The sequence below is a fragment of the Prochlorococcus marinus str. MIT 9515 genome, from assembly GCF_000015665.1.
GTDB lineage: Bacteria > Cyanobacteriota > Cyanobacteriia > PCC-6307 > Cyanobiaceae > Prochlorococcus_A > Prochlorococcus_A marinus_P.
The window spans coordinates 681,533-708,435 of record NC_008817.1 but is presented as its reverse complement, the minus strand read 5'-3'; the positions used below and the strand labels follow the sequence as shown (position 1 = coordinate 708,435).

The 26,903-nt window shown below is 28.3% G+C and carries 33 protein-coding genes and 1 other RNA gene; 13 read left to right on the top strand and 21 right to left on the bottom strand.

The genetic code is table 11. From position 1 onward, the window contains the following. The first annotated feature begins 5 nt into the window (after nt 1-5). A complete protein-coding gene (locus P9515_RS03880; protein WP_011820098.1) occupies nt 6-926 on the top strand; it encodes an NAD-dependent epimerase/dehydratase family protein in 921 nt (306 codons plus the stop codon). Here P9515_RS03880 and pgsA read toward each other — a convergent pair. After that, the gene (gene pgsA / locus P9515_RS03875) at nt 900-1,442 is read right to left on the bottom strand and encodes a CDP-diacylglycerol--glycerol-3-phosphate 3-phosphatidyltransferase (RefSeq protein ID WP_011820097.1); all 543 of its coding nucleotides are present in this window, start codon (nt 1,440-1,442) and stop codon (nt 900-902) included. The genes P9515_RS03880 and pgsA overlap by 27 nt on opposite strands. 128 nt (nt 1,443-1,570) lie before the next feature. Between pgsA and P9515_RS03870 the strand changes: the two genes are divergently transcribed. Further along, the gene (locus P9515_RS03870) at nt 1,571-2,182 is read left to right on the top strand and encodes a PCC domain-containing protein (RefSeq protein WP_011820096.1); all 612 of its coding nucleotides are present in this window, start codon (nt 1,571-1,573) and stop codon (nt 2,180-2,182) included. Between the two features lie 10 nt (nt 2,183-2,192). Here the strand turns inward: P9515_RS03870 and P9515_RS03865 are convergent, their stop codons facing one another. The 3 genes from P9515_RS03865 to nth are packed head-to-tail and all read right to left on the bottom strand — an operon-like array spanning nt 2,193 to nt 3,754. Next, nucleotides 2,193-2,381, bottom strand: a complete 189-nt coding sequence (locus P9515_RS03865; protein ID WP_011820095.1) for a hypothetical protein — start codon at nt 2,379-2,381, stop codon at nt 2,193-2,195. A 24-nt stretch (nt 2,382-2,405) separates the two neighbouring features. Further along, a complete protein-coding gene (locus P9515_RS03860; protein ID WP_011820094.1) occupies nt 2,406-3,065 on the bottom strand; it encodes an SDR family oxidoreductase in 660 nt (219 codons plus the stop codon). 35 nt (nt 3,066-3,100) lie between these two features. Next, complete coding sequence (nth, locus tag P9515_RS03855) at nt 3,101-3,754, bottom strand: endonuclease III (protein ID WP_011820093.1); 654 nt, start codon at nt 3,752-3,754, stop codon at nt 3,101-3,103. Nucleotides 3,755-3,847: 93 nt separating this feature from the next. Here nth and P9515_RS03850 point away from each other — a divergent pair, with 93 nt between their 5' ends. Together P9515_RS03850 and P9515_RS03845 are read left to right on the top strand one after the other, a co-directional pair. Continuing rightward, on the top strand, nt 3,848-4,906 hold the full coding sequence (locus P9515_RS03850) for an ABC transporter ATP-binding protein (RefSeq protein ID WP_011820092.1): 1,059 nt from the start codon (nt 3,848-3,850) through the stop codon (nt 4,904-4,906). A 244-nt stretch (nt 4,907-5,150) separates the two neighbouring features. Beyond that, entirely contained in the window at nt 5,151-5,705 is a 555-nt protein-coding gene (locus P9515_RS03845; RefSeq protein WP_011820091.1) for a ferritin, read from the top strand. Here the strand turns inward: P9515_RS03845 and P9515_RS03840 are convergent. After that, nucleotides 5,691-5,981: a hypothetical protein gene (locus tag P9515_RS03840; protein WP_011820090.1), complete on the bottom strand. Its 291-nt coding sequence runs from the start codon at nt 5,979-5,981 to the stop codon at nt 5,691-5,693. The two genes, P9515_RS03845 and P9515_RS03840, sit on opposite strands and share 15 nt — an antisense overlap. A gap of 6 nt (nt 5,982-5,987) precedes the next feature. Next, a complete protein-coding gene (locus tag P9515_RS03835) occupies nt 5,988-6,575 on the bottom strand; it encodes a Crp/Fnr family transcriptional regulator (RefSeq protein ID WP_011820089.1) in 588 nt (195 codons plus the stop codon). 154 nt (nt 6,576-6,729) lie between these two features. On the opposite strand from P9515_RS03835, the gene P9515_RS03830 reads away from it, so the two are divergent. Beyond that, nucleotides 6,730-6,921: a hypothetical protein gene (locus P9515_RS03830; RefSeq protein WP_011820088.1), complete on the top strand. Its 192-nt coding sequence runs from the start codon at nt 6,730-6,732 to the stop codon at nt 6,919-6,921. Here P9515_RS03830 and P9515_RS03825 read toward each other — a convergent pair. Then, entirely contained in the window at nt 6,896-7,702 is an 807-nt protein-coding gene (locus tag P9515_RS03825) for an ABC transporter ATP-binding protein (protein WP_011820087.1), read from the bottom strand. The genes P9515_RS03830 and P9515_RS03825 overlap by 26 nt on opposite strands. Nucleotides 7,703-7,808: 106 nt before the next feature. Continuing rightward, entirely contained in the window at nt 7,809-9,128 is a 1,320-nt protein-coding gene (locus P9515_RS03820; RefSeq protein WP_011820086.1) for a Rieske 2Fe-2S domain-containing protein, read from the bottom strand. A 615-nt stretch (nt 9,129-9,743) separates the two neighbouring features. Here P9515_RS03820 and P9515_RS03815 point away from each other — a divergent pair. Further along, entirely contained in the window at nt 9,744-10,085 is a 342-nt protein-coding gene (locus tag P9515_RS03815) for a hypothetical protein (protein ID WP_011820085.1), read from the top strand. 11 nt (nt 10,086-10,096) lie between these two features. Here the strand turns inward: P9515_RS03815 and P9515_RS03810 are convergent, their stop codons facing one another. After that, nucleotides 10,097-10,279: a hypothetical protein gene (locus tag P9515_RS03810; RefSeq protein ID WP_011820084.1), complete on the bottom strand. Its 183-nt coding sequence runs from the start codon at nt 10,277-10,279 to the stop codon at nt 10,097-10,099. Nucleotides 10,280-10,668: 389 nt separating this feature from the next. Next, the gene (locus P9515_RS03805) at nt 10,669-10,965 is read right to left on the bottom strand and encodes a hypothetical protein (protein ID WP_011820083.1); all 297 of its coding nucleotides are present in this window, start codon (nt 10,963-10,965) and stop codon (nt 10,669-10,671) included. Between the two features lie 211 nt (nt 10,966-11,176). On the opposite strand from P9515_RS03805, the gene P9515_RS09480 reads away from it, so the two are divergent. The 3 genes from P9515_RS09480 to P9515_RS03795 all read left to right on the top strand — a co-directional run bounded on the left by P9515_RS09480 (nt 11,177) and on the right by P9515_RS03795 (nt 12,446). After that, nucleotides 11,177-11,356, top strand: a complete 180-nt coding sequence (locus tag P9515_RS09480; RefSeq protein ID WP_011820082.1) for a hypothetical protein — start codon at nt 11,177-11,179, stop codon at nt 11,354-11,356. 243 nt (nt 11,357-11,599) lie between these two features. Beyond that, entirely contained in the window at nt 11,600-11,980 is a 381-nt protein-coding gene (locus tag P9515_RS03800; protein WP_041710579.1) for a hypothetical protein, read from the top strand. A 145-nt stretch (nt 11,981-12,125) separates the two neighbouring features. Further along, a complete protein-coding gene (locus tag P9515_RS03795; protein ID WP_011820080.1) occupies nt 12,126-12,446 on the top strand; it encodes a hypothetical protein in 321 nt (106 codons plus the stop codon). Between the two features lie 24 nt (nt 12,447-12,470). Here P9515_RS03795 and P9515_RS03790 read toward each other — a convergent pair whose 3' ends face one another. From P9515_RS03790 to P9515_RS03760, 7 genes are all read right to left on the bottom strand, one after another. Continuing rightward, complete coding sequence (locus P9515_RS03790; protein WP_011820079.1) at nt 12,471-12,725, bottom strand: hypothetical protein; 255 nt, start codon at nt 12,723-12,725, stop codon at nt 12,471-12,473. 336 nt (nt 12,726-13,061) lie between these two features. Beyond that, a complete protein-coding gene (locus tag P9515_RS03785) occupies nt 13,062-13,205 on the bottom strand; it encodes a hypothetical protein (protein ID WP_225867104.1) in 144 nt (47 codons plus the stop codon). Nucleotides 13,206-13,766: 561 nt separating this feature from the next. Further along, on the bottom strand, nt 13,767-14,732 hold the full coding sequence (locus P9515_RS03780; RefSeq protein WP_041710578.1) for a glycosyltransferase: 966 nt from the start codon (nt 14,730-14,732) through the stop codon (nt 13,767-13,769). 141 nt (nt 14,733-14,873) lie between these two features. Then, a complete protein-coding gene (locus P9515_RS03775; protein WP_011820076.1) occupies nt 14,874-15,737 on the bottom strand; it encodes an NAD-dependent epimerase/dehydratase family protein in 864 nt (287 codons plus the stop codon). A gap of 59 nt (nt 15,738-15,796) precedes the next feature. Then, nucleotides 15,797-16,879, bottom strand: coding sequence for a CDP-glucose 4,6-dehydratase (gene rfbG / locus P9515_RS03770; protein ID WP_011820075.1), 1,083 nt, complete (start codon nt 16,877-16,879; stop codon nt 15,797-15,799). Beyond that, nucleotides 16,873-17,646: a glucose-1-phosphate cytidylyltransferase gene (gene rfbF / locus P9515_RS03765; protein ID WP_011820074.1), complete on the bottom strand. Its 774-nt coding sequence runs from the start codon at nt 17,644-17,646 to the stop codon at nt 16,873-16,875. The genes rfbG and rfbF overlap by 7 nt, the downstream gene beginning before the upstream one ends. A 60-nt stretch (nt 17,647-17,706) precedes the next feature. Then, nucleotides 17,707-18,924 carry a DegT/DnrJ/EryC1/StrS family aminotransferase gene (locus P9515_RS03760; protein ID WP_011820073.1) on the bottom strand — a complete coding sequence of 406 codons (1,218 nt, stop codon included), beginning with the start codon at nt 18,922-18,924 and terminating at the stop codon, nt 17,707-17,709. Nucleotides 18,925-19,176: 252 nt separating this feature from the next. Here P9515_RS03760 and P9515_RS03755 point away from each other — a divergent pair, with 252 nt between their 5' ends. Together P9515_RS03755 and P9515_RS09630 are read left to right on the top strand one after the other, a co-directional pair. Continuing rightward, nucleotides 19,177-20,283: a hypothetical protein gene (locus P9515_RS03755; protein ID WP_144038778.1), complete on the top strand. Its 1,107-nt coding sequence runs from the start codon at nt 19,177-19,179 to the stop codon at nt 20,281-20,283. A 609-nt stretch (nt 20,284-20,892) separates the two neighbouring features. Then, the gene (locus P9515_RS09630) at nt 20,893-21,060 is read left to right on the top strand and encodes a hypothetical protein (protein WP_011820071.1); all 168 of its coding nucleotides are present in this window, start codon (nt 20,893-20,895) and stop codon (nt 21,058-21,060) included. 329 nt (nt 21,061-21,389) lie between these two features. Here P9515_RS09630 and ssrS read toward each other — a convergent pair. Together ssrS and P9515_RS03750 are read right to left on the bottom strand one after the other, a co-directional pair. Continuing rightward, a non-coding RNA gene (ssrS, locus tag P9515_RS09305) (6S RNA) lies at nt 21,390-21,573 on the bottom strand. Nucleotides 21,574-21,590: 17 nt separating this feature from the next. Then, the gene (locus tag P9515_RS03750; RefSeq protein WP_011820070.1) at nt 21,591-22,781 is read right to left on the bottom strand and encodes a 5-(carboxyamino)imidazole ribonucleotide synthase; all 1,191 of its coding nucleotides are present in this window, start codon (nt 22,779-22,781) and stop codon (nt 21,591-21,593) included. A gap of 129 nt (nt 22,782-22,910) precedes the next feature. Between P9515_RS03750 and aroB the strand changes: the two genes are divergently transcribed. Beyond that, complete coding sequence (gene aroB / locus P9515_RS03745) at nt 22,911-24,002, top strand: 3-dehydroquinate synthase (protein ID WP_011820069.1); 1,092 nt, start codon at nt 22,911-22,913, stop codon at nt 24,000-24,002. Here aroB and P9515_RS03740 read toward each other — a convergent pair. Further along, nucleotides 23,999-25,189: an SAM-dependent methyltransferase gene (locus P9515_RS03740; protein ID WP_011820068.1), complete on the bottom strand. Its 1,191-nt coding sequence runs from the start codon at nt 25,187-25,189 to the stop codon at nt 23,999-24,001. The two genes, aroB and P9515_RS03740, sit on opposite strands and share 4 nt — an antisense overlap. Nucleotides 25,190-25,221: 32 nt before the next feature. On the opposite strand from P9515_RS03740, the gene P9515_RS03735 reads away from it, so the two are divergent. Further along, entirely contained in the window at nt 25,222-26,019 is a 798-nt protein-coding gene (locus P9515_RS03735) for a hypothetical protein (RefSeq protein ID WP_011820067.1), read from the top strand. Nucleotides 26,020-26,044: 25 nt separating this feature from the next. Here P9515_RS03735 and P9515_RS03730 read toward each other — a convergent pair whose 3' ends face one another. Then, on the bottom strand, nt 26,045-26,818 hold the full coding sequence (locus P9515_RS03730; RefSeq protein ID WP_041710576.1) for a TIGR04168 family protein: 774 nt from the start codon (nt 26,816-26,818) through the stop codon (nt 26,045-26,047). Between the last annotated feature and the right edge of the window lie 85 nt (nt 26,819-26,903).

The following is a 26,903-nucleotide window of genomic DNA, read 5'->3' as shown; positions in this document are numbered from 1 at the left end:
GAAATATGAAAATTCTTGTAATGGGTGGAACAAGATTTGTTGGAAAGTCTTTGGTAGGTAAGTTGCTCAATCATAAGTATGATATTGATATCTTTACAAGGGGCAATAAATCTAATCCTGAGAATACAAATTTAATAAAAGGTGATAGAAATAACATTGAAAGTTTACTTAAACTAAAAAATAAAAAATATGATGTGATTTACGATATATCTGGTCGTGAATTAGAACAAACTAAACTTCTTATGGAGATTTTAGCCGATTCTTTCCATAGATATATCTATGTTAGTTCTGCTGGAGTCTATAAAGATAATTATGAATTACCTTTATCCGAGAATGCTCCCCTAGACCCTAATAGTAGACACAAAGGGAAATTCGAAACTGAAAATTGGTTAGTTAAGCAAAAGATACCTTTTACAAGTTTTAGACCTACTTATATTTATGGTCCTGGAAATTATAATAAAATTGAAAATTGGTTCTTTGAAAGACTTTTTCATCTTAAAACAATCCCGATTCCTGCTGATGGTTCCTTGATTACTCAGTTAGGACATGTTTCCGATCTAAGTGATGTAATGATTAGGTGTTTAGATTTTGAAAAATCAAAAAATAATATATATAACTGCTCTGGAAATAAAGGAGTAACTATCAAGGGTTTAATTTATATGTGTGCAGAGGTTTGTGGTTTAAATAAAAAAGATATTTTTTTAAATAAATTCGATTTTCAAAAATTAGATACCAAATCAAGAAAGAATTTCCCGATAAGATTAAATCATTATCAAACTGATATATCCAAAATAAAAAATGATTTAAATTGGGAACCAAAATTTGATTTATTGAGAGGTTTGAAAGACAGTTTTATTAATGATTATGATCTTAAAAAAGACGAGGAATTTGATAACAACTCAGATAAAGTTCTTTTTAGCTCTTAAATAATCTATTAAAGTTATAAGAGATAAAATAAACCCTAGCCAATAAAATATTATTCCTAAATTAGAAAATGAATCTATTTCAAATGGTAGAAAAAATAATAATAATGAAATAAAGAAAGAAACAGTTTTATATTTTCCTAGCTGAGAGGCTGGCAAACCATCTTTTATCCTTGTTCTTAATGCAGATATTATTAATTCTCTAAATAATATTATTGATAATGACCAAAAAGGTATTAACTTAATCTTACAAAGCCATATTAATGGTATTAACAGAAATATTTTATCTGATAATGGGTCAAGAATAGCTCCAAACTTAGTTTTTAAATTTAATTTTCTTGCAAAAAATCCATCATAATAATCAGTTATTCCACCAAGAACAATTAAAGCAAAAACAAATTTGGTTTTGGTTAGTTCTAAAAATAGGATTAGAGGAAATACTAGAAATAATCTAGATATTGTCAAAATATTTGGAATATTTAAGTAAAATCTTTTAAAAATTTTATTTTTGTTTAACAATTTTTTTTATAAAATAATTTTTACACTTTTGTCTAACTTTAGGTTCTAACAAAATCCTAAAGAATTTGAAAACTTTTTCAAACCGCTATCATCATATTTTATATTATTAGATCATTATAGTTACCTTAATGCAACCTCATAGCTTAAAGCTAGGTCCCGATTCTGATTTGATAATTTGTATTAAAGAATTTTCATTTTTAAATAATCTATATGGGTATGTCTCCGGCGTAGTAGGCAATCTTAGTAAGGCTTGTATTCAGTGTCCTGGGGATCAAAAAGTTAATATATTTGAAGGTAATCTAGAAATAGTATCTCTAAATGGACATTTTAATAAAGGAGTTGTTCATCTCCATTTAAGTTTCGCTGATGAGAGATGTAATGTTATAGGGGGGCATTTAGAGGAGGGTTCGATTGTTAAAAAAGGAACTGATATATTATTAGTCTCTTTTGAAAACAAAACTATTAATATTTCAAATCAAAACTCAATAAAAAAACAAGCTCGAGTGAAAGCATATATTCTAAAAAGTTGTCCATGGTCGAAAAGAAGCCTTAGATTACTCGATTCATTATCTATTCCGCATGAAGTGGTCCTAATTGAAAATGATAAAGACTTTCAAAAAGTTAATTCTTTAAGCAACCATGAAACATTTCCCCAGATATTTTTAGATGATAAATTTTTTGGGGGATATGATGAACTTTCAAAGCAAGCTCAATTTGATTACTTAAATTCATTTAAATAAAATTTAAAAACTAATTATTTCTATTAATAACTTTTTCAGTATTTAATTCATCTTCTAACTGTTTTATTAATCTAGAAACAAGATTTTGAAACTCAGGTTGGCACCCTTTAAATGCTGCTTTATGCCTTATGGGCTCATTTCTGGTTCGTAAGTCAGTGAGCATTAATTGCAATGCATCAATCTTTGGGCTTATCTTCATAGTTTATGTTTATTTTTACATCTTTTAGATAGTTTGCATAGCTTTTTTAAAAGAAATTTTTTTATTCTTACTGGAACTTGTTACTTCAATTATTTTATTTATAGATTGTTTGTTACTTAGTGAGTCAATACAACATTTTGCTACAAGTCTTCTAGGAATAGAGCCTTTGAATTGAGTATCCTCATTTGTATAATCGATATTTTCTAAATCTATTATTTCGCTTTCCTTTAATCCACCAGGTCTAATTATTGTCCATTCAAAAAATGGATTTCTTAGAAAATTCTCACCTATCTTTTTCCAGATAAGAATTAATCCAAATAAGTTTAGTGGGTGAAACAATTTACCAGTACATAAAGAGCTAACTAATACAACTCTCTTAAGACCAACTCTTTTACAACTCTGCAATTGTCTGTAGACACCTAGAGCGTCAACCCTCGCAGGACCAGTTAAATCTACTGAGGCTCTTGCTCCAGTCGCAATTATTAATGCATCTACATTTTCTAAAGCTTTATCTAAAGCATCTTTATTATTTAATGAAAATCTTAACGTTTCTGTATTTTTAGAGTCGTCTATAACTTTTGAATTTTTTCTAACTATCTTCTTTACTTTAAATCCTTTTTTTTGAGCTTCTTCGACTATTCTGTAACCTGTTTTACCGGAAGCTCCAGTAATTGCTATTCTCATAATTTTAAAACAAACATGGTTAGTATAATAAAATTTTAAGGCTTTTTACATACAAATTTCTTTTTTCTATTAGGATATAATGTTCTGCACATTAAGCATTTTGTTCCATCACATCCTCTTGCCGTACAAAATTCTCTTCCGTAAAAGATAATTTGTAAATGCAATTTATTCCACTCTGAGATTGGAAATAAATTTTTAAGGTCTTTCTCTGTTTGCCTTACATTATCTCCTTTTGTAAGACCCCATCTTTGAGATAAACGATGTATATGTGTATCAACAGGGAAAGAGGGGATATTAAAGACTTGAGACATAATAACTGAAGCAGTTTTATGGCCAACTCCTGGAAGTGATTCAAGATCTTCGAAGGAATTAGGTACTTGATAATTAAATTTATTGACTATTAATTTTGATAAAAGGTAAATATTTTTAGATTTTTGGTTTGATAGACCTAATTGTTTTATGTACTCATAAATTTTAGAAACACCAAGTTCTACCATTTTTTGCGGAGTATCTGCGACTTTGAATAATTTCTTAGTTAATTCATTAACTTTCTTATCTGTTGACTGGGCACTTAATACCACTGCAACAAGAAGAGTAAATGCATTAGTATGATCAAGAGGAATTGGTGGTGATGGATATAGTTTATTTAGTTCTTTAAGAATTATTTCTGCTCTTTCACTCTTTTTCATTAATTTTATTTTAGTGGCTGTATAAAATTATACGGGTGCTATAGGGAAAGAATATTTTCTGCTAATTTAAAAAATTAGATAAAAAATTTTTTTGTGACAAAAGAGGCGTTAATAATTGATGATCTACATCATAAATATACTAATCAAAAAATTTCAAATTGGATATTAAATGCAATTAATTTGAAAATTGAAAGTGGTGAATTATTAGGTCTTCTCGGACCTTCTGGTTGTGGGAAAACTACTCTTTTAAGGTTAATAGCAGGATTTGAATATCCTTATAAAGGAAGAATTATTTTAAATAACAAAGAAATTTCAACTAGAAATAATATATTAACTCCAGAAAGAAGAAATATTGGAATGGTTTTTCAAGATTATGCACTGTTCCCACATTTAACTGTTTTAGAAAATGCAATGTTTGGTTTAAAAGATAAAAAAAATAAATCTAGAGTAAATTTTCTAATAAATACTGTTGGGCTTGATAAATTTACTAATAGGTATCCACATGAATTATCAGGAGGACAAAAACAGAGGCTCGCTATTGCTAGAGCTCTAGCACCTGGAGCTAACTTTATATTATTAGATGAACCATTTTGTAGTCTTGATATGCACGTAAAATTAAAATTGAGAAGTGAGCTTCCAAATATTCTTAGAAACTGTAATGCTAGTGGCTTAATGGTCACACATGATCCAGAAGAAGCAATGTCTATTTGCCATAAGGTTGCAGTAATGAATGAAGGTAAAATACATCAAGTTGACTCACCTATAAAACTATTAAGAAACCCAAAAACACTTTTTGTAAGTAGTTTCATTCTTGGTAACAATATTCTTAAACTCAAAAAAAATGAAAACTCTTACTCGTGTTGCTTAGGATCATTAAAAACTTCGTATTTAAAAAAAAATAAAAATTTCAAATATATGTCAATATCTCCAAAATTTATTGATATTCAAAAATCTAAAGATGGTGACGCGAAAATTGTTTCAAAAGAATTCTTGGGTGAGTATTTTATTTATAAATTAGCTTTTTCAGGTGAAACTTTAAGGGTAAAAACGAATATAGATAATAGTTTTAATGTTGGTGACAATTGTTTTTTAAGTATTACTAAAGATAGCTTTTGTTTTATATATCCAGGAGCACATAAAGTTTTTATTTAGAAATTTTTATAGGCAATTACACTTGCCTCCCTTCCAGTTTGAGCATTTTTTCTTTTTACATTTCTTTTTTTTATTTTCATAATATTTTTTGAAAAATAGCAAATTAGGATAATCATTTTCAAAATTCATTTCATTAATTTTGCTATTGATATTCATTATCATATTGAATTATGTATTTTTTATCTCCATTAAATTACCAAATTATACAAAATGTTGTATTATTTAATTACATGAATAAATAAAAATGATTGAGAATAATTTAAAAGCAAACAAATTAATTAATTTGGGTCCTTCTGGAAGAGCTGTTGCTCAGCAAATGGATGCTGAGTTGCTGGACAACTTCTATGATCATCTAACGATGGAAAGATATGCAAATGTTCAATATTTTTCTATTTACTTATGGTTCCAAGAAAGAGATTTAGATGGCTTTGCCTCTTACTTCCTCCGTGAAGCTCAGGATGAGATGGAACATGCCTATAAATTCGCTAATTATTTTATAGCTCGTGGCCAAACCGTAACCTTGAAAGATTTACCTGCACCAATTCAAACATGGGATTCAATTGAAGACTTAATATCTTATTCATTCAATATGGAGGCTGATTTAACATCTTCATTACAACAGCTATATTCAATTGCAGAGAGAATTTCAGATACGAGAAGCAATGTTTTCCTTGACCCGATTATTGAAGCCCAAACAAAATCTGAAGATGAATTTGCTCATATACTAGGAAAAGTTAAATTTGCGGAGAATCAACCTTCTGCAATTCTCTTGATTGATACTGAATTAAAGAAAAAATAAATTCTTTTCTGTTCTTTTTTGCTCAATAGTTCTTTGACATTTTTCTACCAATAAACTAGAAAAGTTTATATTTTCACTTGTCCTCTGTTTTAACATTTTAGCTATTGAATATATCTCATTTAATCTTTGAGTAATATTCTTATCCTCATTAAATAATCTCTTTCGCAATCCATCATGAAAGGTGTTGTAGTAAGCATTTTTAATATTAGTAATCCTTAGACTTAATGAATCAACTTCTAGAAATAAGTTATTGATTATAGATTCTGATCTATACATAATTATTTATAGAGGTGAGGATTCAATAAAAGAAGGGGCTACACTTACTGTCTGAGTTCCAATTGGTGCTATTAACAACTCTGATGAACGTAGTTTAGAAATTAATCTGGTTGAAGTTACTCTTGTTGACCCTATTAATTCTCCTATCCTTTCATGAGTAAGTCTAAAAGGTAATTCACACCATTGACCACATCTTCTTCCTAAACGGTTTACTAATATTGAGAAAAGAGCTTGTAATCTTTGTTCAGCATTGCCTAAATGTCTAATTCTTAGGAGTTGAAGAGTCCACTCATTAACAGCATCAAATCCAATATTTTCAGAAATGTTTACATTACTATGAAATGATAAGTCGGTTAAAGCTTCTACACAAACCCCTTCACTACATAATAAATCGGTTCTTAATTGATCTCCTGACTGTAAAAAAGCAAGAGTCATACCCTCTGTTTCTTCGCAAGGGCAATATACTCTTGCAATTCCACTCTCGACTTCAAGACAGGTACCTTTTGGTCTTGATGATGGATCTATAAGAACTGACTGACCAGTTATTATTCTTACTGTCTTAGATGAGAACTCCCCATAAGTGCGGAAATTCATAATTTATTTTGATAATGAGAATTATTATCAATTATGCGTCATTTTTGCACTTGTTGCAATAAATTCTTATTTACATTATTTGTTCTGATGTTTTTCTTTACATTTAATTATTGAATATAATTTTATTGATGACTAGAGTTTTTTAAAACAAGAAATGAATTCTAATAAAATCTGTTTAAATTGCGGCAGCTCAGATCTTGTTTCTGATAGATCATTAGGGGGCAGAATGGTTTGTTTTAAATGTGGTTCCTCTTCTTTTAGAAATAAATCTTTTTCTCCACTTAAAAATAAAAATTTTATTTATTTTGTAATTGCCTTGATTATTTTCTTGATAGTCGTTGTTTAGATTTCCTGTAAATATGCCAGGTTTCTTTATGTCTTCTAAGTTCAATATTAATATCAAATAAATTATTTATATTTTTATTAATCATAGTTTCACTTTGAGTTCCATCTGCAATTATCGTTCTGTCCTTCAACATTATGATCCTGTTATACATTTCAGTAATCATTGAAATATCGTGAGTTACGCAAAATATTGTTGTTTTTAATTTATTTAATTCATTAATTTGATCTATCACATAAAATTTTGATTTCAAATCTAAATTAGCAATTGGCTCATCTAAAATTAAAATATCTGGTTTTTTTACTAATGCTCTAGCTATTAGTACAATTTGTTTTTCTCCCTCGGACAAATGAGAAAAATATTTTTGAGATAAATTTATTATGGACATTTTATTTATCAGGTTTTCTACTAATAAATAATCTTTTTTTGATTTATCAGTTATTTTGCAGTATTTGCCGTATAAACCACTAATAATTAAATCAAAAACTTTTAGCTTAGGGTTAATTCTTGTCTTAAGATCAGAATTTACTATACTAACTTTTTTTCTAAGTTCCCATATATTGATAAGCTCTTCATTAAATAATTTAAAAACCACATTTTTTTTAATAACTGGATAAATATCTCTATTTATTAATTCTAATAAAGATGATTTCCCTGACCCATTTGGTCCAATCAAAACCACGTTATCACTATATTTCAGTTTTAAATTTAAATCCTTGACAACTTCATATCCATTCTTAAAACAATTAATATTTTTTGCTTCAAGCCAATAATCACTAGTCACTTAAATTTGCTACTCCAAAATATAAATAACTGTATTGAGCTTAAAAGAAATATCATAAGATAAAGCCAGTTAAGCCAAGCTGGTCTATTAACTTTTTTCATCAAAGTTATATTATTAGCAGTAAAAAGATAAGTGGGGCAGCATATCTTATAAATGCTTTTCTTATTATATTGATATTATTAATTACTTCTAATTTCTTAATTTCGGGAGGATATTTAAATATAATTTCATCATAAACGTTAAGTTCTTTATTATTTATATATTTCCATGGAGTATCCTTTTCTTCCGATTTTTTATACCAATTCCAGAAATAATTAATCATTCTATCTTCACCAAGTAGTTTTATCTCATCATTTTTTATTAATCCCATCTTATGATTGTAAGTCTGGGTTTTAAGAATCATGTAATCTTCATTAAAAATTTTATAAAAAATCTTTTTTTGATTTTCTTTAAACAATATTAGGTTATTAAGTAATTTGTTTTTAAGAAATTTCCTGTAATGTCTAACAATTACTCTTGCTTTATTTTCGCCTAAGGGGATATGATCAAGCACTTGAACATACCTTGAAACAGCTGGATCTCCCTTATAAATTAAAATTCTTCCTGGAGGAATATACTTTATTCTTATAAATTCTTTTGTTGGATTTTTTTTATAGAAATATATGCTTTCAATATAATTTGGATTGATATTTATTTTCTGATTAAAACTTACCAAAACATTTTTATTTACTTCTTTATCTGGAATTGTATCTCCATGTACCCAAAATATGTGAAGAATATCTAAATGATTTTCAATTATTCTTGACCAATCACATTTAAAATCAACTAAAACCTCTTCTGATACTGAGTCTTCAATAGAAAATCCGTTACTAATTAATTCATAATTACTAATTGATGGCTCTTCTTTAATATTATTCAAATCCATCTCAGACTTATCGGAAAAATATATAAAAATGTAGTTATCCTCTTCTACTGTTTTGTATTGAGATAAGTGTATCCTCTTAGCATAATTATCATAATTATTATCAACAATATGTCTACAAGTTATGCTATCAATATTCTGACAATTACCTTCAGAACTGAATCTTGCTCCATGGTATGGGCAAGTTAATTCTCCATTAGAAATTGATCCACCATAAAAAGAGGCCCCCCTATGGGGACAAATATTTTTGATACATCTTACATTATTTTTATTGTCTCTAAATAGAAGAAGAGGTTCATCAAATAAGGAGAAATAATGAATCTTATTTTTCTTAAGTACATTTGAAGGGCAAATTGCATACCATCCATATAAACCTGTCTTTAATTCTTTTTGTCTTTCTCTCGCCTCAAAGTTATCGATATTAACTACAGTACCCTTTTTATAAGGTTTTAAAACGGTATTAATATCTTTAGCTTTAAAAAAATTAATTTGCTTATTTTCCATAAACTAATCTCTTTTTTTAATTGGCAAGTTATCTTTCGGAACTATAACTCAAGTAAATAATCAAATTATGATAAAAGAAAAATTCTCTATCATTTGTAGCAATCTTTGAAAAAATTTTTTTAAATCATCAAGACCCTTGAAAAAAAAGTATTTTTTAGGCTTCCTTCAAGTATCTTATGATTCACTTCTTAACCTTTTAATTAGTCATTTGATTCTCAAATGTTTTTTAAGATAGGAGAGTTTCTTAAAAGTATTAACTCGATTTTATAAATTCCTTTTAGAAGTATTATTAGTTATGTTTGATCATTCAAGATTAAATGATTGAGAATACAATTTATGTTGGAATAAAAAATTGAATTTTGATTTGAAATTATTTTTTAAAATTTGTTGTACATCAAAATGGATGTATATTATTTAATAAAAAATTTTTCTTATTCCTAAAATCGTTTAGTTTAAAATACCTAACACAATAAAGCCTTAAACTATTCAATAAGGGTATTTATAATCAAATAGAATCCTTTTTTATTTTGAATTAGATATAGTATTTTTAATATTTAAAAATAAGATTGTTAATTATCTCTCTTTAATGTAAATTAGAAAGAATTTTTTCTTCCAATGTTTAGAAATATTTTTAATATCATTCTTATATTCCTTTTATTTACATTCGATACCCCCGCTTATACTATTGAGTTTTCCCAAAAGTCTATTGAAAACTATACTTTAAAGATTTCTAAAAAATTTTCAAAGACATATTGCAACTCAATTAAATTTGGAATTTCCAATGATGGGGCTTTAAAATTTTCAATTGGTGAGACTAATAAAGAATTTTCAAATAATAATTTGAACCAATATATTGATTATGATCTTCTTAATAGAAATATAATTTTAAGCCTCGAGAATAATTGTCAGATTTTTGACTTCCCAGAATATGAATTAGAAAAATTAACATTCAAATAATATATATATTTTTACTTTCTACCTATCCAATCATTTGGCTTTTCCATCATCCAATCAAAAACACCCTTTGCATCAAGATTTCTAGATGCAATTATGAATAATGTTGGAAATAATAAAGATACTATTCCTATCACAATTATTTCTAATTTTCCAATTCCTATTTCATTTAGTGTTAAAGCAAAGTATTTAAGCATTTTTTAATTTTATTACTACATTAGAAATAAGTAGTAGTTTGTAGTTGAATTTGGTCATAACTTATTATGGTTATTAAAATTAATTATCTTAATTAAGCTTAGAAAAACTTATTAATTCTATAAAAACTTCCTTTTTGAAAACTGAAAGTATTTAAGTAATAAAAAAAGTTTATAAATAATAAGTTAAAAAGCTCTCTTATCTTGGTGATTTAAACATTGATGATAGTTTTATTTCTAATAAATTTGTTATCAAATTATGGGAATAGTTTTGTTGAGTATATAAAGAAATTATAACCCATTTAAAAATATTATTTATTATGGTTGATTTTACTATTAAATAGCTGATTCAATTTATTAGAGAAAAAAGAGTTTTTTCAATAACAAAGGAGTCAATCAAATTCTATTCCAACTTCTTCTTTAATATCTCTATCTAAATCAGGAAGATGGGGTTCTACCCAGTGGTCTTTATTATCAATACCAGCTGCATTAACGTAATTCATAATATGCTGGTCAACTTGCTTATATAAGTCGTGAAGGTTTAAGTCCATTCGAATGTCGTGAGCTATTTCGGAAACTTGTTGTTCTGTTAGACAATGATTTGGATGTAATAAATCACAACAAGGAATCCTTTTTTCAATCAACTCATTTATGTTGATCTTTATTTCGTAATCTTGATGTACAGTCATAACTGCATGTATTAGCTACCTTACATATTAATTACTGATTAAAGTATTTACTTGTTCGGTTATGAAACGAAGTTGTACGGTTTAAAATTTTTTGTTTATCGTTAATTCTATTCTTACTTTAATATATGAAATTTCGAATTCTTCTTAAGAAATAGAGTAAAAACTTGCGTAGATATTTTTTTTTTGCTTCATTAAAAATAAACAATTAATTATGAAGTCTTTAAGAATCTCTACATACAATATTAATTATCTACCAAAAATATTAGATAAATTGCAAAAGAAGAAGTCAAGTGAAATTGATTTCATCACTTGGTTCCTTGTTTGGTATCTTGGCTCTTCAATACTTTTATTACTAAGCTTGCATTCCTACTTCATGGGTTTTGGTAAGTAATAATTAACTTATTTTTATTAGATAAATAAGTCTTCCAAGTACTTGCATTAATAATCTCCTTCTATTTGCTTTTTAGGAGCATCTAACTGCTCTCCTTCAACTAAAGACAGTACATCCTTTGACTTGTAATAAAGATACCCAAATGGGCCGAATAAAATAGTGAAAGGTAGAATAAAAAGTGGAATTATTGACTTGCTTCGAATACAGTGCAACACTTATTACAGTTTAGTGCTGAACTTTAATATGCCCACAAAAAAAAGAAGAGTAGGTTTCATACCAAGAAACGATGTATTAGAAATAATCAATAAATTGAGTGTTGATAATAATCTAAGTTATTCAAAAATAATTAATATTTTAGTTGAAGAAGCATTATATAAAAGAGGTCTTTTCAATATATCGCCTGTTATTTATATTGATGAGAAAAATAATAATTGGAAAAAAATAAATCAAGACAGGTTTGAGCGTGTTAATAACGAATTTGATAATAAGTACAAAAATAAACTACTAAAAGAGAATAATTTAAATTCTCAAGAATTGAAGGATCAGACTCTAGATAATGAAATTTACTCTAAATTCATCATGTTTCTTCAATTCCAAGAAAGAATGAAAACAAGTGAATCATAGACAAAGTGTTGCACTGTACTTCACTTTTAGTTATATTTTTAATGTAAATTCTTCAATTCTAAGGACGAATATTTAATACTTATTCTCTAACAATAGGTAAAATATTCAGAAGTTTTTATAATCTTTATTTCTACATCCTTCCAATATGAATTATCCGACGCAGATATTAAAGATTAATCTTTTACCTCCAGAAAAATTATATTGTGATTTTAATAATTGGAGCTCTTTGTTTACTCAAGATATGCAAATAATTTGGGAAAAAGGTCACTGTGTCCCCTTAAACAAACTTCCAACAGGAGTTTCTGATATGATCTTTCCTTACTTATTATTAGCCTTATCAGACTATAAAATTCTGAATAAAAAAAATCTATCGGGAATCGGGCTTGATAATTTACTAAACCTTTGGTTTGATAAATATTCTTTGCATAAGAACGGCTATTTTCAACTCACAAAAAATTTAACTTAAAGATTAAGTTTAGAAGTATGAAAATTATATTTTTATTTTTCGTAGCTTATAACCAAACTCAATTAATTGATTATATGTTGATTTGATTTGTAAAGGATTTAGTGATAGAAGTTTCTCTTCGTTTTTTTGAACATAAAAGAATCCTTTGTTATCATAATTTTTTTTGATAGTGACATACTCTTTACCTTTATTAAGAATCCAAGGTTCTTTTTGGTAATTATCATTACCAATTTGATTATCCCAAGGGAAATTATCCGAAGATTTAATTTTTTTTGACAAGTAAGATATTTATCCTATATTTCTTTTCACTGTAGTTCTTTGTGAAGAGCTTTTAGGAGTTTATCCGAAAGAATGTCTTATATTGACTTTTAAATTTATTTTTACTAACAAACATTAATTTTTAGATGTTAACTTTCTGATTAATGAGGTCTCGCCATAAACAAGCCATTATATAGATAAATATTGAGCTTACAAATATATGAAAGAAAGAATTAGTACTCATCATTTTTTAAATAAGACCTAGTGAGCCTGCGGTATAACCAATCACTAAGAAGAAAATGAAATCAGTTAAGTCTTTTGGAGCAGAGTATATGAATAAATTAAGTGAAGTCATTTTTATGACTTGACCGTTTTACTTAACTTATTCTTTTTTGCTTTTTTAGTTTGACATTCGTTGTCGTTTTCAGCGCACTCTTTTATGTCACTTTTATTAAAATGACCGTTACAACCAGCTGCTATTACAGGTGTACTGTTCGTCAAAGTAAAGGCAGTAGTAAAGGCAAATGCAATGAAAGGTAAAAGTTTTTTCATCTAATTATTACTTTATGTAAACTTATTATGTTACAAAAAAATCCTAACTGTGAGTATATAGTTAATTGTCATTCCTTAAATTTTTATTGTATTGAATTTATACTTTCTCAAGTAAGTTTAATAATGAAGATAATTCTTTGTTAATGTAGTAAACCTAGTAATAAAAAAAAAAAAAAAGACTCTTGCATTGTATGCCGAGCCTAGGTGATGGGGATTCTAATTATTACAGAATTTTCTATATAGATCAACCCCCACAAATATCATTAAGATGATTCAAACAATAATCAGGCTTAATGTAAAGTTTTTTTCAACATGGCGCTATTGAAATAGAAACGATTAGTTTGGGAATGGGGATGATTTAGTTTATTTCTTGGGCAAAACTAAAACCTTTGTTTATTAATCATTTCTTTTAGTTAGATAAAAGATAATTAAAGAAAATTCCTAAGATTGCCAATAGAGCAAATAAAAAATGATGAATTTCATTAATCTTATTTAGAAATTTAAAAGCCCTTATTTTATTTTTTTTATTCTAGGTGAATAATTTGAGGGCATTAATAATATTTTTTCTAATCTTATTGCAATAAAGTAAATACTAATGATGTTTAACATTGAGGATGTTAAAACAAGCAATATTATACTTGTGAAACCTGGAATAATAGCTCCAGGAATAAATAACTTTATTAGGAAAACAATTAAGCTACCTGCAAACAAAAGGAAGAAAATTGACAAAATTATAAATTTCACGGCATATCTGCTTATATATTCAGATCTAATTAATATAGATAATGCTTCGTTTGCATAGCTTGATAAATTAAACCCACTTTTCCCTTGACTTCTATCTAATTCTCTAAACTTTAGTATGGAGTAATCCTCTAACAAAGAAGGTAAAACCGTTCTGATTTGAAAAGGAACAAAACCTTTAGGTAGTTCTCTAACAGGTTTTAAGGAATTACCCAAATAAACTCCCATTCCAAAAAAACCTTTTGGAGTTTCCTCATTAAACTTATTTATCATCAAATAAAACAATTTTTTGAAATTATTAATGATATTTATCCCAAGATAATTTGATTTAGTTTCTGGGGCCCTTACAAATAAAGTATTGGTATTGCTATCAATAGAATTAACTATTCCTCTAATAACAATTTCAATAGGTATTTGTCCATCAGCAGGAATGAGGATACAAATATCTCCTGAAGATTTGTGCAGTAGATATGAAGTAGAAAAAGAAAATCCATAGTTTTTGTAGAATGGAAGAATTTCTAGATTTTCAAACTTCTTACCATTGAAATCCAGAGTTTCAAGTGTTTTATCATTACTTGCATTATCTGCTACTAACAAAGACCAATTAAACTTATCTGAGAGATATTGTTTTTCTACTTCTTTTTTCATTATCGATAACGTATCAAATAAAGAATTTATGTTGTGTTCCTCGTTATAGGTTGGAATGATGAATTGAATATTAATTGCATTTTCCATATTCAAATTTATATTTGATACTTTTATCTTATTAGAATTTATAATTTTGTCTAAATTTCTAACTTAGTAGAGTAAATTCTGAAAAATCTTGTTTTCAAAACTTTAGAAAAATGAAATTTAATTATTTCAAAATAATAAATATTATTTAATATCATCTTCAAAAATTAGTTCAAGATTAGGCACACTTCGCATTGATTCATTATTTCTATAGGGCAAAGAACCTTTTATTAGTTTTCCTTTTGCTTTATTTTCTATCCAAATTTTTTTAGCGAATTCATAAATTGACATTGATCTTCCGCTACCTAGATTTTTTATTTTAAGTTTCTTTTCATTTTCTTTGTAAATTTTAAATATCTCTTCAAAAATCAAAGTTGCCATTTCTTCACTACTTGAAAAATCTCTAATTTGAGAGCCTTCAGTTAAATGAAAATCTTCTCCACTTTTTATTTTACTTAATAAGCTTTTATATAGTCTGTTTTTAGATTCGTTTTCGCCATATACATAAAACGGTCTAAGAATATAAACGGATACACCATATGAATACGCTAGCCCAATACAGGCACTAGTAAATGCAGCTTTGCTTGCCCCATAAATACTCGTTGGTATTAATGGATCTGTAACTGAAATATCTTTATTTGTTAAATTAGCTGTTTTCCCGTATTCAAAAAAACTACCTACTATGATGAATTTTTTTACCCCTGCCTTTATTGCTTTTAAAAGTAATTCTAATGACTTTAAAACATTAAAATCAAAAATTTCATTAGGATCAGCTTCTTTAGTCTGATCAACTCCAGCTGAAGCAAGATGGACAAAAACATCAGTTCCTCTTAATTCTTCAAAATTAACCTCAGATATATCATCAAGAACTAACTTTTCTTTATACAGTTTATGATTACATATACTATTTTTTCTAAGAAATATTTTATTGAAAATTTTATTTGAATAACAAATTTTGCATAATTCAGAGCCAATAGTCCCATTCGCACCAGTTATAAATAATTTCATAGGATAAATTATTAATTTATCTATAATTCTAATTTATAAAAATTAAAGACTTTAATAAATTAATTTTCAGTTTGAAAAGAATTTATATTATTCAAGCATTCTTTATATGGATCTCCTCCTAACTTTATATTTTTATACCAATTTACTGTCTTATTTAAGGACTGTTCAAAGTCCCATATAGGTTCCCATTGCAGAACTTGTTTTGATTTAGATACATCTAAATTTAATATATTTGCTTCTTGAAAAAAATCATTTTCCTGTTGAACAGCATAACTAACTTTCCAACAAGAAGATATGTGCTTAACAACTTCTAAGACAGTCTTGTTACTGTCATTATTCGGACCAAAATTATATTCTGATGAATAGTTTTTAGGATCTAGATACAGTCTTTCAGCTAATAAAAGGTAACCGTACAATGGTTCAAGTACAAATTGCCATGGTCTAATTGAATTAGGATTTCTCACTTTAATTATATTTTCTTTGACATATGCTCTATAACAATCAGGAATTAATCTATTTTCAGCATAGTCTCCACCCCCAATAACATTTCCTGCTCTTGCTGTCGCAATTCCAAGGTTAGATATTTCGAAATTATTTTCTCCACAATAACTTTTTCTCCAACTTTTAATAGCTATTTCTGCAGCCGCTTTGCTTGCACTATAAGGATCTGCACCACCTAAGTTATCATTCTCTCTATATCCATAACACCAATTTTTGTTTTCGTAAACTTTGTCTGTTGTGACGCAAACTAAAGCGCAATGATTCTTAATTTTGCTAACGCTTTCTAATAAATTGATGGTACCCATAAGATTTGTAGACCAAGTTGTTATCGGATCTTTATAACTTTCTTGTACTAATGCTTGAGCAGCCATATGAACTATTATATCTGGCTTGATTTGAGAGATAGCGTTAGAGACTTTTCCTAAATCTCTAATGTCTATTAATTTATGATCAAATTTATTAGATATATTTCTTTTTATAGAATTAAATAAGTTACTTTCTTCTCCTTCTGAAATAGATATTCCATAAACTTCAGCACCAAGTGTAATAAGCCAAATAAGCAGCCAACTTCCTTTGAAACCAGTATGTCCAGTAATGATTACTTTCTTGTCCTTCCAAAAATCTAAGTTTATATTTACCATATTTTCCAAGGTGCTCTATTTTCATTCCATAATGTATTTAGATAATTCTTATCTCTTAATGTATCCATAGGATGCCAAAATCCATTATGAGTAAATGCTTTTAGTTTCTTTTGTTGTGCCAATTTAACAAGAGGCTCTTGCTCCCATTTTGTTTCGTCTGAATCTATTTCATCAAAAACCCTTGAATTTAAAATAAAAAATCCTCCATTTATTCTCCCACCTTCACTAATTGGTTTTTCGTTGAATTTTTCTACGGTAGTACCATCAGCCCCAATTTTTAATGCTCCGAATCTTGCTTGAGGTCTAACAGAGGTTATAGTAGCCGGTAAATTATGAGCAAAGTGAAATTTAATAAGTTCAGAGATATTCACATCTGATAAACCATCACCATAAGTCATACAAACATCTTCGTCATTGAGATATTTTGCAATTCTTTTTAATCGGCCACCAGTTTCAGTAGATTCACCTGTATCGATAAGTGTAACTTTCCAAGATTCAGTTTTTGTTTCATGAATTTCAATTTTTTTCTGATCAATATGACAAGTAATATCATTTTCATTAATCCAATAGTTGGCAAAGTATTGCTTTATTTGAAAGCCCTTATATCCACAACATATTATGAATTCATTAATACCATAAAAACTGTATATCTTCATTATGTGCCAAAGTATAGGTCTACTTCCTATCTCAATCATGGGCTTTGGCTTTATGAGAGTCTCTTCACTTAACCTAGTACCCATTCCTCCAGCAAGAATTATAGCTTTCAATTTAAGTTAAGTTAATAAGGTATGCCCCAATATAATATCTCACTGATGGAATCATATTTCTTAAAGCGCATAACATTTATTCATTTTCAGAAAATCTTCAATTGTCTCATGCAATCTTATAAACATACTTTCTGATAATCCATGATGAACAGGTAATAAAACACCATTTTTCATAACATTATCTGAATTATGATACCCTCTTTTATCTATCTTTTTTTTAATTCCTTTGCACATTGGTTGTCTTAATACATTTCCAGTAAAAACAACTCTAGTTTGAATTTCATTTTTTTCTAGATATATTTGTAAGTCTCTTCTTGAAAATGGTGCATTCTCTTTTATTAAGATTGGATAAGCTAACCAAGCAGTTTTTGAATTAGGTAACTCTTTTGGGGTTGAGAAATAGTTATGGTATTTAGAAAAGAATTCTTGTTGCCTAATAAAATTTTTATTTCTTGTTTGAATATTTTGAGATAGTTTCTTCAACTGTTCTAATCCAAAAGCAGCTCCTATTTCACTACCTTCAAGATTGTAACCTACCATTTCAAAAACAAATTTGGAATCATACTCAATACCATCTAAATCGATATTAAATCTATTCTCAATTGATTCACTGTTACTCTCATCGAATAATGATGAGCTCCGCCCCCATGAGCGCAACAACTTAACTTTCTTAAAAGTTCTTTCGTCGTTTAAAGCAATTGCTCCTCCATTACCTGCACAATTGATAATATGAGAACCATAGAAGCTTGTTATTGATATGTCTGTATATCTCCCAGTATTTACATTATCTATAGTTGATCCAATAGTATCAGCACTATCTTCAATAACTATTAAATTATGTTTATTTGCTATTTCTCTTATCTTTGGCCAGTCGCATAGATTACCTAATAGATTTGGAGCCAATATGGCGACTGTTTTTTGAGTTATTTGATCTTCAATTTTATCTGCATCAATACAAAATGTTAACGGTTCAACATCAACAAAACTAGGGATCAGATTATTTTTAATCAAACAACCCACAGTTGTTGAAAATGTTAATGCAGGAGTTATAACTTCACTACCTTCCGGGAAATCCAAGGCGTCAATGCATAGAAATAAGCCGGAGGAACCTGAATTAAGATATGCACAATATTTTTTACTGAATAAGTTTGCAATATTTTTTTCAAACTCTCTAGCATACTTTCCCATTTGGGTGGACTCATTAAGGCATTTTATAACAGCATTAATTTCTTCTTTACCATAAACAGTTTTTGCATATGATATTTTTTCCACTTCCATTTTGATTAATAATTAGTTAATCTAGCAAATTATATTTTAAACTATCACAAATTTATTATTTTTTGATTTTCATTAAATTAGTAATAATCATAATTTTCTGATAAATTTCTCAATTCAATTATTAAATTAAAATTAAATAGTTTTTAAAAGATGTTTTTTACTAAAATAAAATATTCCTTACATTGTTTTTTTGTTGGATTAATATCTTGGTTACTTAGTTTTTTCCTTTATTCGCCTAGATTTATTCTTTTTTTGGGTAAAGATTCTGGTACCACAAGAAGAGATAATTTATTGTTGCAGTGTATTGATCCATTTACACGTCACTTGATAGGAGTTGAAAGACATCAACTTTATACAAGAATTTTGCAGCCATCAATAGCTAATCTTCTTGGATGGTGTGGAGAAAGAAGAGATTTTTTGGCTTTATTAGGAAGTCCTGGAATAGCTTATTCAGCTCTAATCTTTACTCTTTCATTTTTATATTGTGCATTACGAAAATATTTTTGCAAAGGCTTATCAATTGCTGGTACATTTGCCATCTCAACCTCAATGGTTACTCAATGGACAAATACCCATTGGGGACATCCTGATTCACTTACTTTTTTACCAATATCGATACTTTTACTTAAAAGGAATTACTTTTTTATTGTTTTTTGTACTTTTATAGGAAGTTTTAATGACGAAAGATTTATTCTATCGATACCTTTTCTTTTGTTATGGTGGCATCTTACGGATCAAAAAGAGGGACAAAAATTAAACTTATACAAATCAATATTTGCTTTTGGTATAGGAATATTAATCTTATTTTTATTCAAGTTCGCATTAATCAATGGTTATATAGGTCCGGGTATAGAAAAAGAACATTCATTATTTATTAGCCTTTTAAATGATTATTTCCTTCCTATAGTTTTAAATCCATCTAAATGGCCTCAGTTTATTTTCCTTATTTTCCTAGGATTTAGATGGTTATGGATTTTACCTTTAGTTGCTTTAACAATTTGTGTTAGACATAAAAAAATAATTATTTTCTATTCATTATTAATCCCTATACTTCTTTCATCCTTGGTTATTGCTATAAATGCAGATATAGGGAGATCAATATCTTTTTGTTATCCACTAATACCAGTTTCTATGTTAATAATAAAAGACATTGGTAAATGGAGTAATGAAAAATTAATATATTTTTTGAATTTTATTCTTATGTTTAATATATTAACTCCTGCAGCAAAGGTTTTTTATGTCCCACCTAATTGGTGGAAAACTAATCCGCTAGAGTGGTCCAGTCCTGCTCTTCCTCTTCCACTAAATCTATGGAGATGGTTAACTTCTCCAAATGGAGCTCAAACTTGGATTAAATAAATTTTTTATTAATTAGATTTATTTTCTATTTAAATCTTTATGATTAATAAAAGAATAAGAGCTTTATAAAGTATTGATATCAATAATTTAGCTCTAATGTAATACAGCTACTATTTTAATTAACCTATCATTTAAAAAGCTTTAGATCAAAAATTTTTAAAAATATTTTTTCAAAATAATCAAAAACAAATAATTGAATCTTATGAGTTTTTATTTTTTATAATCACTTAATTTCAAAAGTAATTGAAAAATTAATCCATACAAATCTTTTGAATCCTATAAATTTTTCGGCTACAAAATAATTATTTCTCATCAAATTTAATCCATTAAATAAAGTGACCACTCTTCTATAAAATTATTTTTAACACTTCTATTTATTAAAAATAATTATTTTCAAAATTAGTTTAAAAAATAAAAAAGGAAGTGAATTATCATAATGATTCCTTTTGAAAATTTTTCTTGTTGACTACTTTTCAACAGTTTTTTCCACAGGGTTGTTAGTTAATATTAACAACCTGTGGATTACAAAAATTAACTAATATTTTGTAAAAGTATGTACCTTAAAATGCTTCTGAATCATGTAATATCAGATTCCTACAAACTAGATAAATGAAATTAAAGTCATATAAAAAGTTCCCAACTAAAAAGATAGCTAGAACACCAAGATTTGAAGCGAAAGAACAATTTACTAATTCAGCACTAGAAAATCTCAAATCAGAAAAAGAGCACTTAATAAATAATCTTATTAATTCGGGAGAATTCAAAACTAATCTTTGATCAATAATTTTTAGAGTTTTGGTATAAAATTTACACGACATAAGCAACTCTGAGGTTCAAGACAGGTATGTGTAAATATTCAGTAAATAATTAAGACTTTTTAAAATAATTCAAGGGAAGCCATGAACGGAACTCGAAAGCTGTGGAAATCATTCATACTTCTAAACAAAGCATATATGTCAGGATAGTTCCAATTCTCATGGAGTAAGTGATTCGATAACTTACTAGAAATATTTTTTTATATCCTCTATTAGAGATGATGGAAAAACATCTCTACATCATGGAAATAGAGAAAGGCTCAGAACGCTGTTACAACAACAGTCCTAAGCCTTTACACCGAATCCCCGTCAGTCCTCTGAGCGTCGACCTGGGAAAGCCAGAAGAGGAGTCAAAGTGGGTTTTCGTTTCCAATTACATGATTGGTTTACGTCTACATCACGACAGTCTCCTCAAGTCGAAAAAGAGTCAGATCAGAGCACATAAAGAAGAACTTAACCAAAGATCCAGTACTTAAATATTAACTTATTTTTTTATTCATTTGGAGATGGCCAAATCTCTCTTACCTTATTTAATATTTCTCTTGATTTTTCATTCCTTTTCAAATAATTATTCTCATTCAGTAAAAAAGTTATATGACCCATTTTCCGTCCAACACTTTCTTTAGATTTTCCATACCAATGAAGGTTAGACCCCTTAATTTGTGTTAAAAACTCTATCCTTTTTTCTATTGACAAAGGGAAATCTTTTTTCAAACCTAATAAATTTATCATTAAGGAGCCATGAGAATTCAAATTAATATCTGGGGGCTTGGCACCTGAAGATATACAAATATATTGATCGAACTGGCTTGAAGTACAAGCCTCTATAGAAAAGTGAGCAGAATTATGAGTTCTAGGGGCAATTTCATTAATTAATAGTCCTTTATCACCATAAAAGAATTCAATTCCCATTACTCCAACATAATTGAGTTCATTTACTATTGAGGAAAAAATATTAATCACAAAAGTTTTCAAGTCATAATTAATTTCAGCTGGAGACAAAACCCAATCACAAACGTTATTTTTTTGAAATGTCTCAACAATGGGAAATAGCCTTATTTTGCCATCAAAATCTCTTGATCCAACCAGAGCAAGCTCCTTTTTATAGTCAATCCATTCTTCAATTAGCCAATCGTCTGATTCCGCTCCAACCAAAAAGGAATTCAAATCTTCTTTGTTATTAATTTTTTTATTTCCTTTACCGTCATATCCTCCTTTAAGAGATTTAACCATTAAGGGAAAATTCCAATCCTCAATTTCTTTATGCTCAAGAATTTTAAAATCCTTTATTGAAATCCATCTTGGTGAGGGCAGGCCCATTTTCTCTATTAATTTTTTTTGAGAAATTCTATCTACCAAAGGTTGAATCGATTGCAGGCTTGGTACAAAAATATTATTAGATTCAATTAAATTTAATTTTTCGATTCTAATCCATTCATTTTCAAAAATAATTTTTTCGCACTTTTTAATTAGATCCTTATTTCCTTTTATCTTAAGAGGATCAGCCTCAATAACACAATCTGCTTTTGAGCCTGCTGGGTCATTGGAAGATTTAGTTTGAACGCATACTTTTATTCCTCTTTTGTTTGCCGCTTCAGTAAGCATTAAGGCTAATTGACCTCCTCCAATTATTCCTAGTGAATAATTTTTACTAATATTTTTTATATTTCTTTTTTGAGTCATATGATGATCTTATTATGATTTTTAATTCTTAACAACAGATTATTTTAATCTAATTTTTAAGTCACCATGAGGTTAGAATAAAAAAATAAAATTTTAATATTAATAAAAAACTCTTCCAGGATATGTATTGTGAATAAGAACAAAATTATAGTTCCTTTAAGTAATAATTCATATGAAGTTACAATACGACAAGGAATCATAAACAGCATTGGGAAAGAGCTAACCCAAATTGGGATAAACAATAATAGAAAAATACTAATAGTTTCTAATAAAGAAATTTCAAACTTATTTGGGAGTAAACTTCTTAATGATTTAAAAAAATATAATTTTAGTGCTGAAATATTTAATATTAAAGCAGGAGAATCTTATAAGAATTTGGCAAGTTTAAGAGAGATATATGATGCTGCTTTTGAGTTTGGGTTAGACAGAAATGCCTTGCTGATTGCACTAGGGGGAGGCATTGTAGGCGATGTAACTGGTTTTGCTGCAGCTACATGGTTAAGAGGTATTGATTATATTCAGATTCCGACAACACTATTATCTATGGTTGATTCATCGGTAGGCGGGAAAACAGCTGTTAATCATCCAAAAGGTAAAAATCTAATAGGAGCTTTTTATCAACCCAAAGCAGTTTTTATTGATCCGGAAACTCTAAAAACTCTTCCTATAAGAGAATTTAAAGCAGGCATGGCAGAAGTTATCAAATATGGAGTGATAAAAGATAAAGAACTATTTGAATACTTAGAAATTGATAAAAATAGAGAAAAAATTCTCAATCTCGACAACGAATCATTAATAAAAATTATCAACAAGTCAATTAGAACAAAGTCATATATAGTCTCCAAAGACGAGAAAGAAAATGGAATTCGAGCAATATTAAATTATGGGCATTCATTTGGTCATGTAATAGAAAATTTATGTGGATATGGAGAGTATCTACACGGCGAAGCAATATCAATTGGAATGAAAATTGCAGGAGATATTTCTACAGAAAAAAATTTATGGTTAAAAGAGGATTCTTTAAGACAAGATAAACTCATTGAAAGTTATGGTCTACCAACACAAACTCCAAAAATCAAAAAGCATGATGTGATTACAATACTAATGGGTGATAAAAAGGTACGCGATGGAAAAATGAGGTTTATTCTACCTAAAGGGATTGGAGAAGTTGATATTTTTAATGATATAAAAGAGTCACAATTCTTAAAATATTTCGATTAGCTAATACATCTTGATTTTATTTTTATTTTCTTGTTCTTAAATTTACTAAAAACAAACCATTTAAAATCTCCTAAACATATTGGGTCAACTAATCTCAATAACGCTTCTCTTCTTGAAAGAGCCTTCGAGATATCATCCTTTAGTTCATTCTGAATTTCAAAAAGTCTCTCTGCCAAACCAAGTAACAATAGTGCCTCGCCTTGTTTGACTATACCCATAGTTTCAAAGCCTAAAGTTTCAGAATCATAAATTAAACTTTCAATACAAATATGAGAAGTTAAATCACAATTTCCTGGAGACTCAAAAACATCTTCAATAATTTTTTGGTTTTTATAAGAAATTAATGTTCCATTATTATTACTCAATGAATAATATCTTTTAGCCTCTTTGGCGTAGTCAATTACAAGTAGAATTCCATTATTAATTTTTTCATAAACAGCCTTTAACCAACTTTTATTATCTGTATGCCATTCTGTAGTCCATCCTTCAGGAGCATCCTTAGGAGGAATATAAATATTTAAATTTTCTTTTGCAAAAACTATACTTTTTTCTAACTCTTTTGAAATTTTAATTTCTTTAAAAAATAATCGTCCCGTTTCCTTATCTAAAGACACTCCTTGACGATAAATTTTACCCTTTAAATTTATTAATCTTTCTACTGGCAAAGCGTCAAGTACTTCATTAGCTAGGATAACGCCATTTAAACTTTTATCTTCTAACTCTTCTAAGCTTCTCCACATAATATTAAAACCCAAATTTAAATATTTTTCTAATTTCTCTTTCTGTTTATTTATCATTCCTTTATTAGGTTCAATAATGATAAAAGAAACATTGCTAAAAAATTGTTTGTTATAAATAAATAAATAATGAAGAAGTCCACTCATAAGGCTTCCGTCTCCTGCTCCGAACTCAAGAACAGATAGATTGTCAAAAGAAACTGATTTGCTTTTCACTTGAATCAACCATTGGTAAATTTGTTTCGATAAGAAAAAAGCAAAGTCATCAGACATCGATGGTGCAGTAACAAAATCCCCCTTAGATCCTAAATTAGCTTTACCACTTCCGTAGTATCCGTTATTTGGATCATTCAAAACCAAGTTCATATAGTCATAAAAACTAATAGTTCCTCCCTTTTTTATTATTTTTTTTATTAACCACTCTGGATTATTCGCGGGTAAGCTGTTCATCGGCGAAAATACATAAAGACAAAAAACTTTTTATGCATTCAAAGATTAACTATTTCTTAGGAATAATTCTATCTCTAATAGTTTTAATTTTTAATGAGCCTTCTTTAGCTATTAATAATCCAAATCTTTTACCAGAAGAAAAGACTCCTGTTATCGATTTAGCCAAAACATTAAGTCCTAATCAGAAAATATCTTTAGAAGAAAATCTTAATAACTTAGAAATCGAAAGTGGTTGGAAGATTAAATATTTATCTCAATTTGAAAGTATCCCTGGAATTGCAATAAAAGATTATTGGGATCTAGATGAAACAAGTTTATTAGTAATTGCAGATCCTAGAGGCGGGAATTTATTGAATTTTAATGTTGGGGATGCATATTTTGCTTTTATGCCAAGATTATTTTGGGTAGAACTTCAAACAAGGTTTGGGAATCAATATTATGTAAAAGATCATGGAGAAGATGGAGCTGTATTAGATGCAATTAATGCAGTAAAAATTTGTCTTAACAGAGGAGGGTGCCAAGTTGTCCCTGGATTACCAAAAGAACAATATATTTGGACTTTGTGTACTTCTATCTTAGGAGGATTAGTGGCAGGTTTTGCTGCTGCTCCAAGAAAAGAGGGGCAAATCATATCAATTGGATTTTTGGCTCTTCTTTCTCCTTTATGGGGAATGCTATTTGGCATTTTTGGTTTGGCACCAATAATTTCAAGGACAAGCGAAATAATCCCGTTATTCAAAAATGGTCTCGCTTTTACTGCAGCAGCAATCGCAGGATACCTATTATCTCAAACTGTATTCTCTCGGTATGAGAAACCCAAAAAAGGTTAAAGATTTTCTTCCTAAATTCTCCATTTCAAAAAAGAATTTCTTCTTCAAGTATCTCTCCCAACTCTGAATACCATCGGTGAGAAATATGAGTAAGTTTAGTGCCTCGGAACTCAACCCATGAAAAGTTAACAGCTAATTCGCCCTTTTCATTTTTTTTATATCTTGGAACTATTGCAGAATTCAAATAAGCTGTACCTTTTTTATCAATTTCAAACATTTTTCTAAACCCTTTATTTCTTTTTAGATGATTATGCATATGACCAAAAATAACAAGATCTATTTTTCTTTTTTTTTGTATTTTTGAAATAGCTACCGCCAAATCTCTATCCCCCCAATCACAAGCGGGCTCTTTCCAATCTTTGCCACAAATACTGCTTGAATCTGAACCTAAGCCAGAGGGTCCTGCATGAGACATGAAAATAAGAGGTAAGTCTTTAACAATTTTTTCTGAACATTTGAGGATTTTATTAACTGACTCTTGTTCACTTATTGGACCATAAACAGCTTTAACCTCAGTTGAAAGAAAATAACCACCTCCTGAACTACAGGGTCTGGCACTTAAGATATTTAATTGATTATTAAAAATCTTTAAATCCCAAGCACAATATTTTTCTTGCAGAACACGTATTTGTTTTAAAAGAGTCTCTCCTGAAGAATCTTTTCCTCGATCATGATTTCCTAAAATCACAAAAGTAGGGATATTTATAAGATTAATTTTCTTTATTATTCTGATATTACCATCCGAAATATCTCCAACAAATAAAACAATATCCGGTTTTATAAGAGACAAAATTCCAATATCCGCCTCTGACCATTGACCGTGACAGTCACCAACAATAGCAATTTTTAAATTTGACAGAATTTTTTCTATTTAAAGGCATATA